The following is a 14,621-nucleotide window of genomic DNA, read 5'->3' on the forward strand; positions in this document are numbered from 1 at the left end:
CAATAATAGCACTAAGAAGAAGATGAGAAAACAAGAATTAAATTAAGATTAAAATAAATAATTTTATTTTATAACGTATTTTAAAGCTTTAAAATTTAGAATATGCTTCTGTGTTATGAGTTCAGGTACTACTCAGGCTAAAGTTAGGGTTGGTTTCGTGGGTGCTGGTGGTATAGCCAATGTTCATGCAAGATATTATCGGGAGCTTCCCAATGTGGAATTGGTGGGTGTTGCTGAGGTAGTTAAGGAGCGTGGTGTTGATTTTGCTAAGAGGTGGAATATTCCTCTGGAGAATGTGTTCACTGATTATAGGGAGATGATTGATAAGCTTAACTTGGATGCAGTAAGCATTACTACACCGCATAAATTTCATGCTGAGCCGACAATATATGCCCTTAAGCATGGTGTTAATGTGCTTGTTGAGAAACCCATGGCCTCAACGGCCAATGAGGCTCTTGAGATGTATAAGGCGGCTGCATCATCGGGTAAGGTTCTTGAGGTTGGATTCCAGAATAGGTTTGAGGCTCAGATAATTGCGGCTAAGAGAATAGTAAGTAGTGGCCTCCTTGGGGAATTCTACTACGGTGAAACTCTGGCTGACGGTAGGAGGCGTAGGGGTATCCCCACGGCGCCAACATTCTACACTATGGAAATGGCTGGTGGGGGTGTTTTACTTGACTTAGGCTGCTACGCTATTGATAATGCAATGAATATTTTAGGCTTCCCTGAGGTGGAGAGGATTAGTGGGCATGTTTTCACGGGTATTGGTAAGAGTAAGGATGCTATTGTTGAGGGTGGTTGGGGTGCTTGGGATACTGAGAGGTTTGAGGTTGAGGACTTTGTCGTGGCTAAGATTATACTAAAGAATGGTGGCGTACTGATACTTAAGGAGGCTTGGGCAATGCACAATAATGAGCTTGGTAGGCCATTCTACATGGGTACTAGGGGAGGAATTAAGCTTAATCCACTTGAGGTTTACAGGGATGAGTGGGGCCACATGACTACAACCACTGTTCAACTACCTAATAGGGATGCGTGGAGGGATAAGATTGGTAAATTCATTGATGCCGTGGTTAATGGTAAGCCATCACCAATAGATCCAAGGGAGAACGTTTACGAGCAATTCATACTTGAGGCCATATATGAGTCAGCTAGGCAAAATGGTGCCGAGGTTAAGTTAAATATACCAGATGAGGTTAAGCCTATACTTAACCAATACGTTAAGGGTGATTAATCATGGTTATTAAAGTAGCAGTGGTAAGCTTCGCCCACGTCCATGCTCCAGGCCACGTGGAGCAGCTATTGAGGAGGAGTGATGTTGAGGTGGTGGGTGCCTTTGATGATAATGAGGAGAGGGGTAAGTATTATACTGGTAAATATGGGTTAAGGTTCTTTAAGAGCCTTGATGAGTTAATTAAGGCTAAGCCAGATGTAGCCGTTATTGATTCAGAGACATCAAAGCATAAGTACTACATTGAATTACTGGCTGAAAATAATATTCACATATTCTGCGAGAAGCCCATTGGTATTAATGTTAAGGATGCCGTGGATATTAGCAGCATTGTTAAGAGGCATGGTGTATTATTCACAACAGGCTTTAACTCAAGGCTTAACCCAGAGAACGCTAAGGCTAGGGAAATCCTAACCAGCGGCACCTTAGGTAAGGTAAGCATGATTAGGGTTAGGGTGGCTCACCCTGGAGCCATTGATAAGTGGTTTAAGGACTGGAGTGAATGGTTCACTAATACCCAATACTCAGGCGGCGGTGGCTTCCTTGACCTAGGCATACATGGTGCGGACTTACTGAGGTTCCTACTTAGTGATGAGGCTATTGAGGTTACTGGCATTATAAGTAACTTCACAGGCAATTACAGTATTGATGACCAAGGTATTGCGGTTATAAGATTTAGTAGGGGTACGTTAGGGATATTGGATGCTGGGTGGACTCAAGTACTAGAGGGCCTACCGTGGTCCCCCCTGGAGGCTTATGGTGAGAGGGGTTCATTAATTAGGACTGAGTTGGGGTTAATGTACTATACGAGGGATCAGGGCGGGTGGGTTAAGCCTAGGGTTCAGGGGCAGCAGAGGACTACCCTAGATGAGTTAATCGACGCCGTGGCTAAGGGTAATCCATTAAGCGTAACAGTTAATGATGCAGTTAAGGCTCAGGAGATAATTGAGGCAGCCTATAGGAGCAGTAGTGAGGGTAAGGCCATTAAATTACCCTTAACGTAGCAATGAGGCTACTGGCACTATTGCTTACCGCCATCACGTTCACTGCACTCATCACTGTGGTTAATGCGTTTAACGCAGTTGGCTTATCAGATAATGGTACAGCTGAGTTATGGAATGGCACCATAGTGGCGTATTCATACCATGTTAATGCAGTGATGGGTTACTTAACGCTCTACAATTCATCCTTCGCTTCATTAGGCTTCGCCCCGGGTAATGTGGCTAGTGTTCAATTAAACCTAGTGGTGACTAATGGTATTCAATACTTCTGGATTCAGAATATTGCTCATTTCGAGAAGTTTAATAAAACGTACTACATTGTCTGGTTTTGGGATGACCTATGGAACATCACCTCAGTGGGCGCTTACCTCAATGTTAAATTAATAAACGGTAGTAGGAGTTTCCTAAGCTACCAATCATACGCTGCCTACTATAGGTATGTGGCTCCACCAATAATGCTTGTTAAGGTACCCTTCACAGTATCATGCATGGTTACGGTTAATTTAACTCACGGTTACATTAACGTGAACTACTGGTATAGGTTAAATAGTACGCGCTTTGATACTGGGTGGGTTAAGTATGATGATGTGTTGATTAAGGTTAACTCAACGATGGCCTACATAATTATCGGTGGATTTAACCCAGGTAACCTAAGCAATGATGTTGAATGGGTTGTTGGAGGTTACACTGCGGCAGCTCAGCTATACGTGAATGAGTGGAACGCCACATTAATGCTCATGTACAGGTACTCTAATGAATGGTTCACGGTAGTTGGTGGACAATCCAGATCCTTTGACACAGGTGAGTCAGTTAATCCAATTGCTGGGATAAGTGAGCGTTACGTTAATGGTGTTGTTAATCAGGAGGCTGGTAGAGTTAACTCAACCTACTTATGGTTAATTAACGCATCAGTGGGCTTGAGGCATGGTAAGTTAATAATACGTGTAACACCGAGTGAAGCAAGGTGGATTGCAGTAATTAAGGATAGGGTTATATTACTGAATTCAAGTGAAACAGTAGTTAATATTAGGAACTGGGCTGGTGGTAAGTATAAGTTAACGCTAACCCTATATGCAGGTAATGTTAGCGTCTATAAATACACTTACGTATTCAATATTAGAAGCGTAGGTTTATGGTTTTGGCTAATTACACTAGCATTGGCGTTAGTTATCATTATTATCATTTACCGTGGAATTCTTAAATACAGCGCTAGGGCTTTAGGGCATTATGTATGATTTAATAATTATTGGTAGTGGACCAGCAGGCAATACTGCGGCCATAATTGCCTCTAGGCTTGGTATTAGAGCAATGATTATTGATAAGGCTAGGCACCCTAGGGTTAAACCATGCGGTGGAGGATTAACGCCTAAGTCCATTGCCTTATCAAGGATACTTGGGCTTGACTTAAGCGAGGTTATTGAACATGAGTGTAATGAGGTAGTGGTGGTTACACATGCTGGTTCATATATCATGAGGTTTAAGGAACCTATGATAAGGGTCTCCAGGAGAGAGAGGTTGGATGAATTCATGTTTAATGAGGCTGTTAATAATGGTGTTGAGTACATTAATGATGAGGTCCTTAAGGTTAAGGAAACGGCAAATAAGGTTGAGGTAATAGGTAGGGGTGGTGTTTATGAGGCTAAGTGGGTTATTGGTGCTGATGGAGCGCCATCCAGGGTGGGTAGGTCTATAGGCATAATGCCTAAGTCAAACGCAGTAGCCTTAATGAACATAGCCTCAGGTAACCTAGGCATTAATACTGGGGATGCCTGCATACTTGACTTCACTAGAATTAAGTGGGGTTATGCATGGTTATTCCCACTGAGTCGCAGTGACTATGATGTTGGCTTAGGCTCAGCCTTAAAGGGTAGGTACAGTGACCTACTGTTAAGCTACATTAATGAGCTTGGTTTAAAACCAGGTAGGCTAATGGGCCACCTAATACCCTATAGGCCACCTAACTTAGCCTCAACACGTAGAGTAATGTTAACGGGGGATGCCTTAGGCTTAGCTGATCCAGTTACTGGGGAGGGTATTTTTCAGGCAATGATGAGTGGTGCGTTAGCAGCCTTATCATTAAGGAGTAGTAATCCCACTGAGTACTATAACTCAATGATGGCCAACTACATTAATGATAGCCAATACGCATTAATGGTAGCCTACATTGTTTACGGCTTTGATTCAATATTCCTAAGCCGATTCCTAGGGGTAACTGGCTTCAGTAAGGCTGGTGCAGTGAACATTATTGAGAAGGTTACTGGAGGTAAATTAACGTATAGGGATGCCGTTAAGGAAGTTGTTAAGTCCATTAGCGTCAGTGGATAATAATTGAAGTTCAGGCTACCTGGTGCTAAGATCACCCTAAGCTAGGTATTGAGTCAAATAAGCCACTAGTATTACACGCTAGAAATATAAATCTCCAGTTGGCCAGTAGTGTTATGATTATTAGGTTTTACTCCATTACCGGGAGGACGGAACCCATTGAAAATGAGGTTAGGGCCCTTGTTAATGACATTAAAGCTGAGTTGGCTAAGAGGGGTGTGGGTGAGGATAAGGTTAGGTTAACTATAATTAAGGTTAGGAGTGACGTCACCGATGACATCATTAAGTACCTTGATCAGCCTGAAAGTAAGATACCTGGCCAATACAAGTCACTGATAGTTAGAATGAGGCAAGACGGGGTCTCAACGTTCCCAGCCATGGTTATTAACGATAGGAAGGTGGCTGAAGGTAATGAATTAACAATGGATGTTATTAGGGCTGCGTTGGCTAAGGAACTTAAGGAGGAGTTTAACCTAGAGATACCATCAGTAGCCTCACCAATACCCCAAGCCCAACCAGTATCAGTACCACAGCCAACACCACCCCCACCAGAGATTCCTCCACCACAGGTTATTCAGCCCCAACCTGTTAGACCCATAGCACCTCCACCACAGGAAACTCCACCTTCACCACCTCCAGTTGCCCCACAGGCTCCACCGCCTCCACCTCAATCCACTGCACTACCACCATTAACCACAACACCTCAATCAAGCCCGATTCAGCAGGCAATAACAATAGCAGCTCCAGTAACCACTGGGGGTCTTGGGTTTAAGATAGTTAATGGTAGGCCTGATAATTGCAATGACTGTGTTTACTATGGTATGCATAAGGGTTACTGCTACCTATTTGGCTTTAAGGTTAATGACCCATCAAGGCCACCCTGTAAGTCAATAGCATAATAGGCTTAAGAATCCAGCGCCACTGGGGAAATAAGTTTATAAACCCAATCTTGAAGATGCTTCGTAAAGTATGCAGGGGGTAGCATTATTTGAAGTGCATGGCGATAAGCGCATGGTTTACTTTGACTTAAGCGTTGTCGGCTTAAGTCAAGTAAACGTGGAGGAGAGTCAATTTGAGGTTCTTAATGAAGTTGAGAATGAGTTACATGACTTAGTGAGTAAATACGGCCCAATGCTGACAAGTGACGTGGGGCTTGAGTATAATGATTGGCCAACCAGTAGGGGGATAATACTGGCGCGCCTATACATGAAGGACACTGAAGTTAAGCTAGTTCTCTTAGCCTCATATGAGAGGAGCCTAATAAGTAAAATAAGCAATAAACTAAGCAAACTGGGGTGGAGGCCCATATTCGTCTTCGATATAAGGAAGATTATTAAAAGCACAAGGTTCCCGCAGCGTTAAATTATCCAGTTAAGTTTTAAATTAGCCCAAAGGCTAACTGCTCAGGGCCCGTAGCTCAGCATGGATTAGAGCGGCGGCCTTCTAAGGCATGAGCATGAAGAAAGCCGTAGGACCCGGGTTCAAATCCCGGCGGGCCCGCCAGAAGCATCTATATTCCTCCATATTACCTAATTCATGGGGGAATCACCGTATATAGGGTTAATGAGAAAGATTTATTGGCATATTTAGAATGCTTCTCTTAAAAATGTGGCTGTGTAATTAAGTAAAGATTATTAATATTAAGGTTAATTTAAGTTCATGTATGTGGAAAATTCCATGTTAATTTGGTTTACCAGCACCCACAGAATTAACTGGCCTCCTCATCATCAATGTTAATATTCATGCTACTTAGCTGCTTAGGCGGCATGTGGTTATACTCAACAATATACTGGCTAACAGTGGTACTGGGTTTGATGTGCTTGGAGTAATTTACGTAATCCAGTGAAGTGTTAATAGGGTACTATTTAATCGCCATAACGGTAATATAGATATTCCAGAATACGTTTAGAGCCACCGGCAGCTTCGCCTCAGGTATGGTATTGGTAAGTCTTGGATTAAAACCCGCAGTTTTAATAATAGGAATGGAGGAGTTAATTGAGGGATTAATAATGCTTAAGTTACCTAAGGAGACTTAAATACCCCTCTCAATCGCTCAATGCAATATAACTATGAATAATCCATGGTAAGTATGCGTTATTTTACATCATGTAATTAGGCAGTGCCAAATCCTGTGAAGTCTTCATTTAAATTTAACCTAGCATTGAATTAACCTCAAGTACTCAAGTGCCTCTCCAGCCAGCTTAAGGCTAATTCAACCCACTTAGCTACAGTTGGATTAATCTGCTCTGGATTTGAGGCTGTGGTTTTATCAGCAAGTGAGAGTCCGTGAGTTCCCCTCTCAAAGACGTGGAATTCGAAGGGTATTTTATTCCTGGCTAAGGCATTAACATAACTTATTATACTCTCCACGGGAACCACATCATCATCAGCGGTTGTCCATATGAATGTTGGGGGAGTATTCTCATCAACATGATACGTTGCGCTTAATTCCCTTAAATCATTTTCAGTGAATTTACTTGAACCTAAGGCTAGGGACATCATTTTAAATAGCACCCCAGCCGCTGGAGTATTCCTATTATTCTTAGTTACCTCATTCATTGTGACAAAATCCACGACAGGGTAAGCTAGTATGGCTGCTGATGGTTTAAGGGCTTCCTTAGGAGCATTAACTAGTTTACTTAACCAATCCCTATGCCAGTTAACACTATATAGCGCCACCACAGTCCCTCCAGCTGAGAATCCTACTATAGCAATCTTACTGGGGTCAATATTCCATTTATCTGCATTACGCCTAATGGTTACAATTGCATTGGCTAATTCAACAACCACATCAGGGTAAACTTTACTAACACCCATACTCTCTGTTGAGTACCTTAATACGAATGTGTGGTAACCCTTTGAGAGGAATACCAATGCCACAGGTTCAGCCTCTCTATCAGACGTAAATGTGAATCCTCCCCCAGGGCAAATAATGACTGCCGGCCTCCTTTTCCAAGCTATTTCAGTGGATGCATCAAGAATGTATGATGTTAAGGTAACTGGCCTATCCTCCCTAAGCCTAATAACCTCAATCCTCATAATGTGCTTAATTATGGTTTATTTATAAATATTGTATCATAAGTTAACCTGTGGGCATGGCATCATTACATACTCATTACCTAAGTTCACTCTAAGATTAACATGAATTATTGAAGTAAATGCCTATTAATGTTTAATTAAGGATTTAGTGATTACTATTGGGCTACATCTATTGTTATTGACCTCTCCCCCTCAGGTACTGCCACTGAGACTACTTGCTTACCTACCTCGTGAAGCCTCACTGTGAAGTTCACGGTCCTCTCCTCACCTGGATCAAGGTACACCTTATGCTCCTCAATTACCCTACCATTAACCTTAAGCATAATGGGGACTAGGTCACCCACCTTACCTTCATTCCTCAAGGTGGCTTTAACACTGATTAGGTCACCCACCTTAACACTGGCCTTATCAGCATTAACATTCACTACATTCACAATACCCCTAACTAGTTTAGTTAACTTGAATTCACCCATTAGCCTAATATCCATTGATGATGAACCAACTAAAACTTGATACGTACCAGGCTCCACTATACGCCTAAGCCCTGAATCATACATTGCTAAGTCATCTAAGGTTAACTTGAATTCAACTGCAGTCCTCTCACCAGGCTTAAGTGTTATCCTCCTGAATCCCCTAAGCATCATTAATGGCCTAGCTATGCTTGAGTATCTATCCCTAATATATAATTGGATAACCTCATCACCAGTTAACTTACCCACATTCTCAACGTTAAGTGAAACCGAAACCACGCCATCATCCTCATTAACGCTCACCTTAAGGTCACTGTACTTAAATTGAGTGTAGCTTAAACCATGGCCGAAGGGGAATAATGGTGTTGGAGGCATGTTAACGTAATCATAAACCCTACCACTGGGCTTAGTGAAGTAGTACAGTGGCTCCTGGCCCTCATGCATTGGCCAAGTTACAGGTAATTTACCACCTGGATTATACTCACCTAAGAGTACCTGAGCAATAGCCTCCCCACCCATTTCACCAGGGTACCAAGCCTCAACTAAGGCTGGGACCTTATTAATCCAATCACCAATAACCGGGCTACCAGTGGTTAACACCACTGTAACATTCTTATTAACCTTAAGCACCTCCTCAATAAGCCTCTCCTGGCACTTAGGCAACCTTAATGAAGCCCTATCCCTTTGCTCACCCTCAATAATGCCGGCGAACACTACTACTGCATCAGCCTTTGAGGCCGCCTCAATAGCCTCCTTAATCATTGAGTCCTCAATTAAATCCCAACCAAGCTTAATGTAGGCGTAACCATAGTTTAACTTACCATACTCAAGCTTAACCTCATACTGCCTCCCACCCTCAAGCCTAATTGACCCAGACTTAGGTGAATTACTCACCACACCCCATGAATCCACTATCACCTTACCATCAACAGTAAGCCTAAAACCACCACCTGATGCATAAACCTTAAACTCATAGGTACCAGTGGCTGGCGGTGTAATGTAGCCAATCCACCTGATGGAGTACCTTCCTGGGTCAAGGCCCTGGTAAGGTGGGTCGTAACCTATGTCAAGCCTAAAGAAGCCCTCCCATGGTGCATCAATCCTAACACCAATTGGCTCACCCTCAAGGTTAGGGTTATTGAAGTATTCACCCCTTAAGCCACGCCTATTAGGTTCACCCATTGGCGTCAAGTACCTTACTGGTATCGGGTAATCAGAATCCATGTCAGCTATACATCCCTTAGCGTGAATTACATTAACGCCCCTGGCCTTAAAGGCTTCAAGGGGCGTTATTACGCTCTTAGGTATTGCACTGTAACCACCTAACCTAACCTCATCTGCGAAGGGGCCTATTAGGGCAATGGACTTAACCCTAGACTTATCAATAGGCAGTACCCCATCATTCTTAAGTAATACAATAGCCTTCTCAGCAGCCTCTAGGGCTATTCTCTTATGCTCCTCGGAACCAACCACCTTGGCTTCCTCAGGGTCAACGTAAGGTGAGTCAAATAGGCCTATTAGGAATTTAGCCCTCAAAACCCTCCTAACAGCCTCATTAAGTACCCCCTCACTAATTAACCCCCTCCTAATAGCTCTAATTAATGGTTCACCGTATATTGAGAACCCTGGGAATTCAACATCAAGGCCAGCCTCAAGGGCCAGTTTAGCAGCCTCTTCGGGATTATCAGTTATGTAATGCCTATTAATTATGCCAGTTACTGAACCGTAGTCTGATACCACGAAGCCCTCGAACCCTAACTCCCACCTAAGAACCTCAGTTAACCAGTACTTGCTCATTGAGCATGGTACACCATCTATTGAGTTGTAGGCTGCCATTAATGATAATGCACCAGCCTTAATGGCTGCCCTGAAGACTGGTAATTCAGTCTCTCTAATGAACCTCTCACTCATGTGTATTTCAGCGCTATCCCTACCACCATCTCCAACGAAGTTCATAATGTAGTGCTTAGGAGTAGCTATAATACCCTCCTCCCTAAGCGCCTTAACGTAGGCGTAGGCTAATTGTGAAGCCAGGTACGGGTCCTCACCATAAGTCTCCTCAGTCCTACCAGCCCTAGCATCGAAGGTGAGGTTGACTACGGGGGATAAGCATTGCCTAATACCCCTAACCCTAGCCTCCCTTGCAATAGCCTTAGCAACCCTATACATTAAGTCCACATCCCAAGTAGCGGCTAGGGCTATTGCCTGTGGGAATACTGTTGAGTGCTTAGCCATGCATCCGTGAAGGCACTCATCATGGATAATGGCAGGTATCCCAAGCCTAGTATCCTCAAGGAACCTCCTCTGAATATCATTAGCCTTAACAGCACCCTCAGCTGGTTCCGTACCTCTAAGGACCACTGATAGGTTACCTACATCTAGCCTATCAGTTAAGTCTGACCTTAATTGAGCCACCTTCTCCTCAAGATTCATCCTACTTAGAAGATCCTCAACCCTCTCATCAATAGGCCTACTGGGGTCCTCGAAGGAAGCCATTACGCCATCCTTATCATGATCAATCCACCCACCGTGGTAAATGTCGCTTCTTTTAACGCTACTGGGTATGAAGTTACTTGGCTTAGACATAGTTGAATAATTAACTTTAGATAACCCTAGTTTTTAAGTACTACGTGCCATGGGTAAGGTTGATTAATAATTCTTAGGATTCAATTATGGAAACAGTTTAAAACACTGTTAAATGAGTTAATTATTATGAAATTACGCATGCTGCTGGCGCGCATAATGATGAAGTATTACTGCGCATACGCATCACTACTGAGGATTCAAATGAGGGAGGGTAAGAGTAGGAAAAGGAGGTGAGTGTTTTAATGAATATCCCTGAGGCCGTAATACTCATCACTATTTTAGCCATTTCCTTAACGTTAATCGCTAATGCTCAATCACTCATCTGCCAGTACTATTGGCCCAACATTAATGTTAGCCTTGGTCAAGGATTACTAGTTAAGGTAATGAATGGGTCCTATAACCTATACGTATTCACCCCAACCCAGTACGCTAAGTGGAGTAGCGGTGGTGGGGGATATGCAGTGTATTCAAGTAGTGTTAATGTGGGTGCTTACCTAGTACGCGTTCCCCCTGGTACATACTATGTTGTACTTTACCCCACCCAATGCGGTAGTGCCGTTAGCGCTAGTGTTAATGTTGTTGGATTAGCCCCAACTGGCGTATCATCAATAATGCCCATTAATACCACGGCTGTTTTAGGTTACTTCAACATAAGTAGTATCAGGGCTTGGAACGCAAGCTACACTGCGGTCAATATCCTAAGGGTACCTAAGGGTAGTGCCAGCCTCCAATTAAACGCGGTGGTGTGGGTTAAGTTAATTAATGGTAGTTCCCAGGAGTATTGGATTCAAGATGCATTAATATTTACTACAGATGCCGGTGTATTTAATGTAGCCGATAACATTTGGAATGCCACCGCCCCTGAAGCCAATATATCAAGCCACCTAATTAATGGGGCCGGTGGGGTTTACCACGCCATGGGTATTAACCAAGAGTACTATGGATATGTAAGTAACTTAACTAGGTATAAATTACCATTGTCAGGTTACCTTGAGGTTAACGTAACTTTAATTAATGGTTCGGTGGTGATTATGTTTGGCTACGCTATAGTGAGGAATGGAAGTAATTATGCGCCACCCACTATTATGTGGTTTGATAACGTGACCCTAGGCATTAAGGCTAAGGATGCGTTAATAGTAACCACCCCATACGAGGAGACTGGTGGTGGATACGCCTATGATGTTGAGTTGGTTTTCGGAGGGGGCTTTAACGGTGAGCAAACAACCTTTGAGAGCCTTAATGCTCAATTAGCCATAATGCATTGGAGTGAATCCGGTTGGGTACCTTATAGTCAAGTCTATAATTTTGGTATGAATACAGGGGAGTCTGCAACAGACTTGGTAACCTCAATATCAAGTAACGGTAACGTACAGGTCACTGTGGGTATACCATACTACGGTGAGTTAACAAATACCTTTAAACCAACCATACCCACCAGCTTCATTAATATTATTTACCCAAATGGTACTGTGGAAGGCTTCTACGCATTTAAAGCAATCACCATCACCTTACCCACGGTGATAGTTGGTAATGGGGTTACCTACATCTTTAAGGGCATTAATGAATCATGTAATGGAGCATTAAGATCAATAAGCAATAACTCAGTTAAAATTACTCCAACGGTTAACGTGTTTTCAACATGCATTATAAGGGGGGATTATAACACGTACTTCCTATTGAGGTTCAGGTCACAGTACCTTATTAACGTTACTCTAGTTAATGGTACATTCACCGTAACTAACATGGAGAGTTGGGTACCTGCAAATTCATCACTGGTGATTAGAGTTAAGTCAATTTACCTCTTCAATAACTTAACAAGGGTTAAGGCTATTAATGAGACATTAATCAACATGACTGTTAATAAGCCCCTTAACTTAACCATTATTTGGGTTAGGCAGTACTTGATTAATATTAACAGCATTATACCAGTTAACGTTAATGGTTCACTAACGTTAAGTTACAGTAACTGGGTTAATAATGGCTCCATCCTGGAGCTTACAATACCAAGCTTAGTGTACTTTAATAATGGGACCAGGTTAATGTCCCTGAATCAATCCAGGATAAGTATAGTGGTTACGCATCCATTAAACCTTACCACCTCATGGGTTAGGCAGTATTTAGTTAACATAAGTAGTGCTGTATCAATATTGATTAATGGTAGTTACTCAATTAATTATACTCAATGGATTGATTCAGGAAGTATCATTAATATAACTGTGCCAAGGTACTATTACATTAACAGTAACGTGAGGTTAATGCCGCTTAACTCATCCATCTTAATCACTGTTAATAACCCCATTAAGGCTACGGTTATGTGGATTAAACAGTATCTAATTAGGGTTAATAGTATTACACCCATAATGGTGAATGGAACCCAGTTAACCTACTTGGTTAATTGGCTTAATGAATCAAGCACATTGATAATCAGCATACAGCCCCAATACTACTTCAATAATGGGACTAGGTTAATCCTTATTAATTCAAGCCTAATTAAGGTAATTATTAATAAGCCCCTTAACTTAACCATTAGTTGGGTTAGGCAATATATAATTAATATAACCAGTTTAGCTCCATTTATGCTAAATGGTACCTTAGTGAAGTCACTACAGAATTGGTTTAACTCAAGTTCACTACTCAATATTACGCTCACTACCCAATACTTCAATAATGGGACTAGGCTACTTCCCTTAAACTCATCATTAATCCTCATTAGGGTTAATAAACCATTAAACCTAACCATCATTTGGGTTAGGCAGTACTTGGTTAATTTAACAAGCTCAATAGCCTTAAGGATCAACGGCACTGGGTTCAGAAAATACTCTCAGTGGATTAATGCAGGTAATTTAATGGTTTTAAGCGGCCCATTGAGGATTATTGAAGTTAACTTAACTATTATTAAATTAGCCTCAGTGGTTATTAATGGCCAGCCTTATCACTCGTTGCCAATTAACGTGACTGTTAATGAACCATTAATGATTAGTGCTAATTGGGCTAGGGATTACATAGCCTACTACTCACTGGTATTATTGGTAATTATTATTTCATTAATCCTGGTTGCCTCACGTGGTAAAGTTAATTGATTTTAATATTCGTTAAACCTTATTAGAGCCTTAAGAAATGTGGACTTCCCACTTCCATTGGGTCCAACTATAGTTACGATATGCTTCTTGCTTGCAAGAAAATCCACATCGAATAGGATCCGCAATTTTCCATAACCTGCATTAAGTTTAACCATCTCTAACATCTAGTATCACCCTAGATATGCGTCTATTACAGTGGGATTATTAAGTACATCATTTGCTGAGCCTTTAGCTATTACCTTACCCATGAACATGGCATAAACGTAATCAGCATAATTAGCCACTATATTTAATCTATGCTCTACAACGAAGATACCTATATCCTTCTTTAGATCCGTAAGAATATTCAATATCGTTGTCAGCTATTTCTAGGGCTTTCTCTGCGTTTTGTTCCACTAATATTACTCCTACCTCAGTCAAATCCCTAATCTCAACAATCTTTTTGAAGACCTCGTTGGCTATTTTAGGAGCTAGCTGTGCAGTAGGTTCATCAAGAAGAAGTATTTTAGGTTTTCTTAATAACGCTAATGATATAGCTACCATTTGCCTTTGCCCTCCGCTTAATTGATACACTTTTCTTTTTAAATGCCTTTAATTTGGCTAAATAGTGTAAATATAATCTCAATTCTCTCATTGTATTCACTCCCAGATAGATTATATGAGGCTAACTTGAAATTCTCCTCAACAGTTAATGATTTAAACATATTATCGATTTGCGCTACATAAACTAATCCTTTTCTCGATCTCTTATAAGGAGGAAATTTAGTTATCTGACCCCCTCCCCGCCTTTTGGGCGAGGGTTTCCTGGGAGTCTTGGGTGTTACTCCCCTTTATGGGGGCTACTCCGTTATGATTCACAATAAATGATAGGGGCTTCTTCACTGTGCTAATT

At 41.9% G+C, this 14,621-nt stretch carries 11 protein-coding genes, 1 tRNA gene and 1 pseudogene; 8 read left to right on the forward strand and 5 right to left on the reverse strand.

All coding sequences use genetic code 11. The annotated features are described in order from the left end of the window. Positions 1-115 precede the first annotated feature (115 nt). The 7 genes from BP896_RS03515 to BP896_RS03545 all read left to right on the forward strand — a co-directional run bounded on the left by BP896_RS03515 (position 116) and on the right by BP896_RS03545 (position 6,057). Positions 116-1,234, forward strand: a complete 1,119-nt coding sequence (locus BP896_RS03515) for a Gfo/Idh/MocA family protein (protein WP_291765723.1) — start codon at positions 116-118, stop codon at positions 1,232-1,234. A 2-nt stretch (positions 1,235-1,236) separates the two neighbouring features. Continuing rightward, positions 1,237-2,235, forward strand: coding sequence for a Gfo/Idh/MocA family protein (locus BP896_RS03520; protein ID WP_291765724.1), 999 nt, complete (start codon positions 1,237-1,239; stop codon positions 2,233-2,235). A gap of 2 nt (positions 2,236-2,237) precedes the next feature. Beyond that, positions 2,238-3,467 (forward strand): thermopsin family protease, encoded by a 1,230-nt coding sequence (locus BP896_RS03525; protein ID WP_291765726.1) that lies wholly within the window; start codon positions 2,238-2,240, stop codon positions 3,465-3,467. Then, positions 3,460-4,557, forward strand: coding sequence for a geranylgeranyl reductase family protein (locus BP896_RS03530; protein WP_291765729.1), 1,098 nt, complete (start codon positions 3,460-3,462; stop codon positions 4,555-4,557). Before BP896_RS03525 ends, BP896_RS03530 begins: the two co-directional genes overlap by 8 nt. A gap of 113 nt (positions 4,558-4,670) precedes the next feature. Then, positions 4,671-5,453 (forward strand): hypothetical protein, encoded by a 783-nt coding sequence (locus BP896_RS03535; RefSeq protein WP_291765731.1) that lies wholly within the window; start codon positions 4,671-4,673, stop codon positions 5,451-5,453. A 70-nt stretch (positions 5,454-5,523) separates the two neighbouring features. Then, positions 5,524-5,916 (forward strand): hypothetical protein, encoded by a 393-nt coding sequence (locus BP896_RS03540; protein WP_291765734.1) that lies wholly within the window; start codon positions 5,524-5,526, stop codon positions 5,914-5,916. A 44-nt stretch (positions 5,917-5,960) separates the two neighbouring features. Further along, positions 5,961-6,057 (forward strand) — tRNA-Arg (locus BP896_RS03545). A 669-nt stretch (positions 6,058-6,726) separates the two neighbouring features. Here BP896_RS03545 and BP896_RS03550 read toward each other — a convergent pair. Continuing rightward, a complete protein-coding gene (locus tag BP896_RS03550; protein WP_291765735.1) occupies positions 6,727-7,593 on the reverse strand; it encodes an alpha/beta hydrolase in 867 nt (288 codons plus the stop codon). 155 nt (positions 7,594-7,748) lie between these two features. Further along, complete coding sequence (locus BP896_RS03555) at positions 7,749-10,649, reverse strand: beta-glucosidase (protein WP_291765738.1); 2,901 nt, start codon at positions 10,647-10,649, stop codon at positions 7,749-7,751. Positions 10,650-10,891: 242 nt separating this feature from the next. Between BP896_RS03555 and BP896_RS03560 the strand changes: the two genes are divergently transcribed. Next, entirely contained in the window at positions 10,892-13,729 is a 2,838-nt protein-coding gene (locus tag BP896_RS03560) for a thermopsin family protease (RefSeq protein WP_291765740.1), read from the forward strand. A 23-nt stretch (positions 13,730-13,752) separates the two neighbouring features. On the opposite strand, the pseudogene BP896_RS03565 reads toward BP896_RS03560, so the two are convergent. The 3 genes and pseudogenes from BP896_RS03565 to BP896_RS09895 all read right to left on the reverse strand — a co-directional run. After that, positions 13,753-13,893, reverse strand: a pseudogene (locus tag BP896_RS03565) (AAA family ATPase); the annotation flags it as partial. A gap of 6 nt (positions 13,894-13,899) precedes the next feature. Further along, positions 13,900-14,013, reverse strand: a complete 114-nt coding sequence (locus BP896_RS09890; RefSeq protein ID WP_414633182.1) for a hypothetical protein — start codon at positions 14,011-14,013, stop codon at positions 13,900-13,902. 10 nt (positions 14,014-14,023) lie between these two features. Continuing rightward, positions 14,024-14,272 carry a hypothetical protein gene (locus BP896_RS09895; RefSeq protein WP_414633183.1) on the reverse strand — a complete coding sequence of 83 codons (249 nt, stop codon included), beginning with the start codon at positions 14,270-14,272 and terminating at the stop codon, positions 14,024-14,026. Positions 14,273-14,621: the final 349 nt, after the last annotated feature.

It is taken from the genome of Caldivirga sp. UBA161 (assembly GCF_002506515.1).
Taxonomy (GTDB): Archaea; Thermoproteota; Thermoprotei; order Thermoproteales; family Thermocladiaceae; genus Caldivirga.

What these genes read in the sequence shown, in the direction of transcription:
- BP896_RS03515 (WP_291765723.1), top strand. Translation starts at nt 116, where the DNA reads ATGAGTTCAGGTACTACTCAGGCTAAAGTTAGGGTTGGTTTCGTGGGT.
- BP896_RS03520 (WP_291765724.1), top strand. Translation starts at nt 1,237, where the DNA reads ATGGTTATTAAAGTAGCAGTGGTAAGCTTCGCCCACGTCCATGCTCCA.
- BP896_RS03525 (WP_291765726.1), top strand. Translation starts at nt 2,238, where the DNA reads ATGAGGCTACTGGCACTATTGCTTACCGCCATCACGTTCACTGCACTC.
- BP896_RS03530 (WP_291765729.1), top strand. Translation starts at nt 3,460, where the DNA reads ATGTATGATTTAATAATTATTGGTAGTGGACCAGCAGGCAATACTGCG.
- BP896_RS03535 (WP_291765731.1), top strand. Translation starts at nt 4,671, where the DNA reads ATGATTATTAGGTTTTACTCCATTACCGGGAGGACGGAACCCATTGAA.
- BP896_RS03540 (WP_291765734.1), top strand. Translation starts at nt 5,524, where the DNA reads ATGCAGGGGGTAGCATTATTTGAAGTGCATGGCGATAAGCGCATGGTT.
- BP896_RS03550 (WP_291765735.1), bottom strand. Translation starts at nt 7,593, where the DNA reads ATGAGGATTGAGGTTATTAGGCTTAGGGAGGATAGGCCAGTTACCTTA.
- BP896_RS03555 (WP_291765738.1), bottom strand. Translation starts at nt 10,649, where the DNA reads ATGTCTAAGCCAAGTAACTTCATACCCAGTAGCGTTAAAAGAAGCGAC.
- BP896_RS03560 (WP_291765740.1), top strand. Translation starts at nt 10,892, where the DNA reads ATGAATATCCCTGAGGCCGTAATACTCATCACTATTTTAGCCATTTCC.
- BP896_RS09895 (WP_414633183.1), bottom strand. Translation starts at nt 14,272, where the DNA reads ATGGTAGCTATATCATTAGCGTTATTAAGAAAACCTAAAATACTTCTT.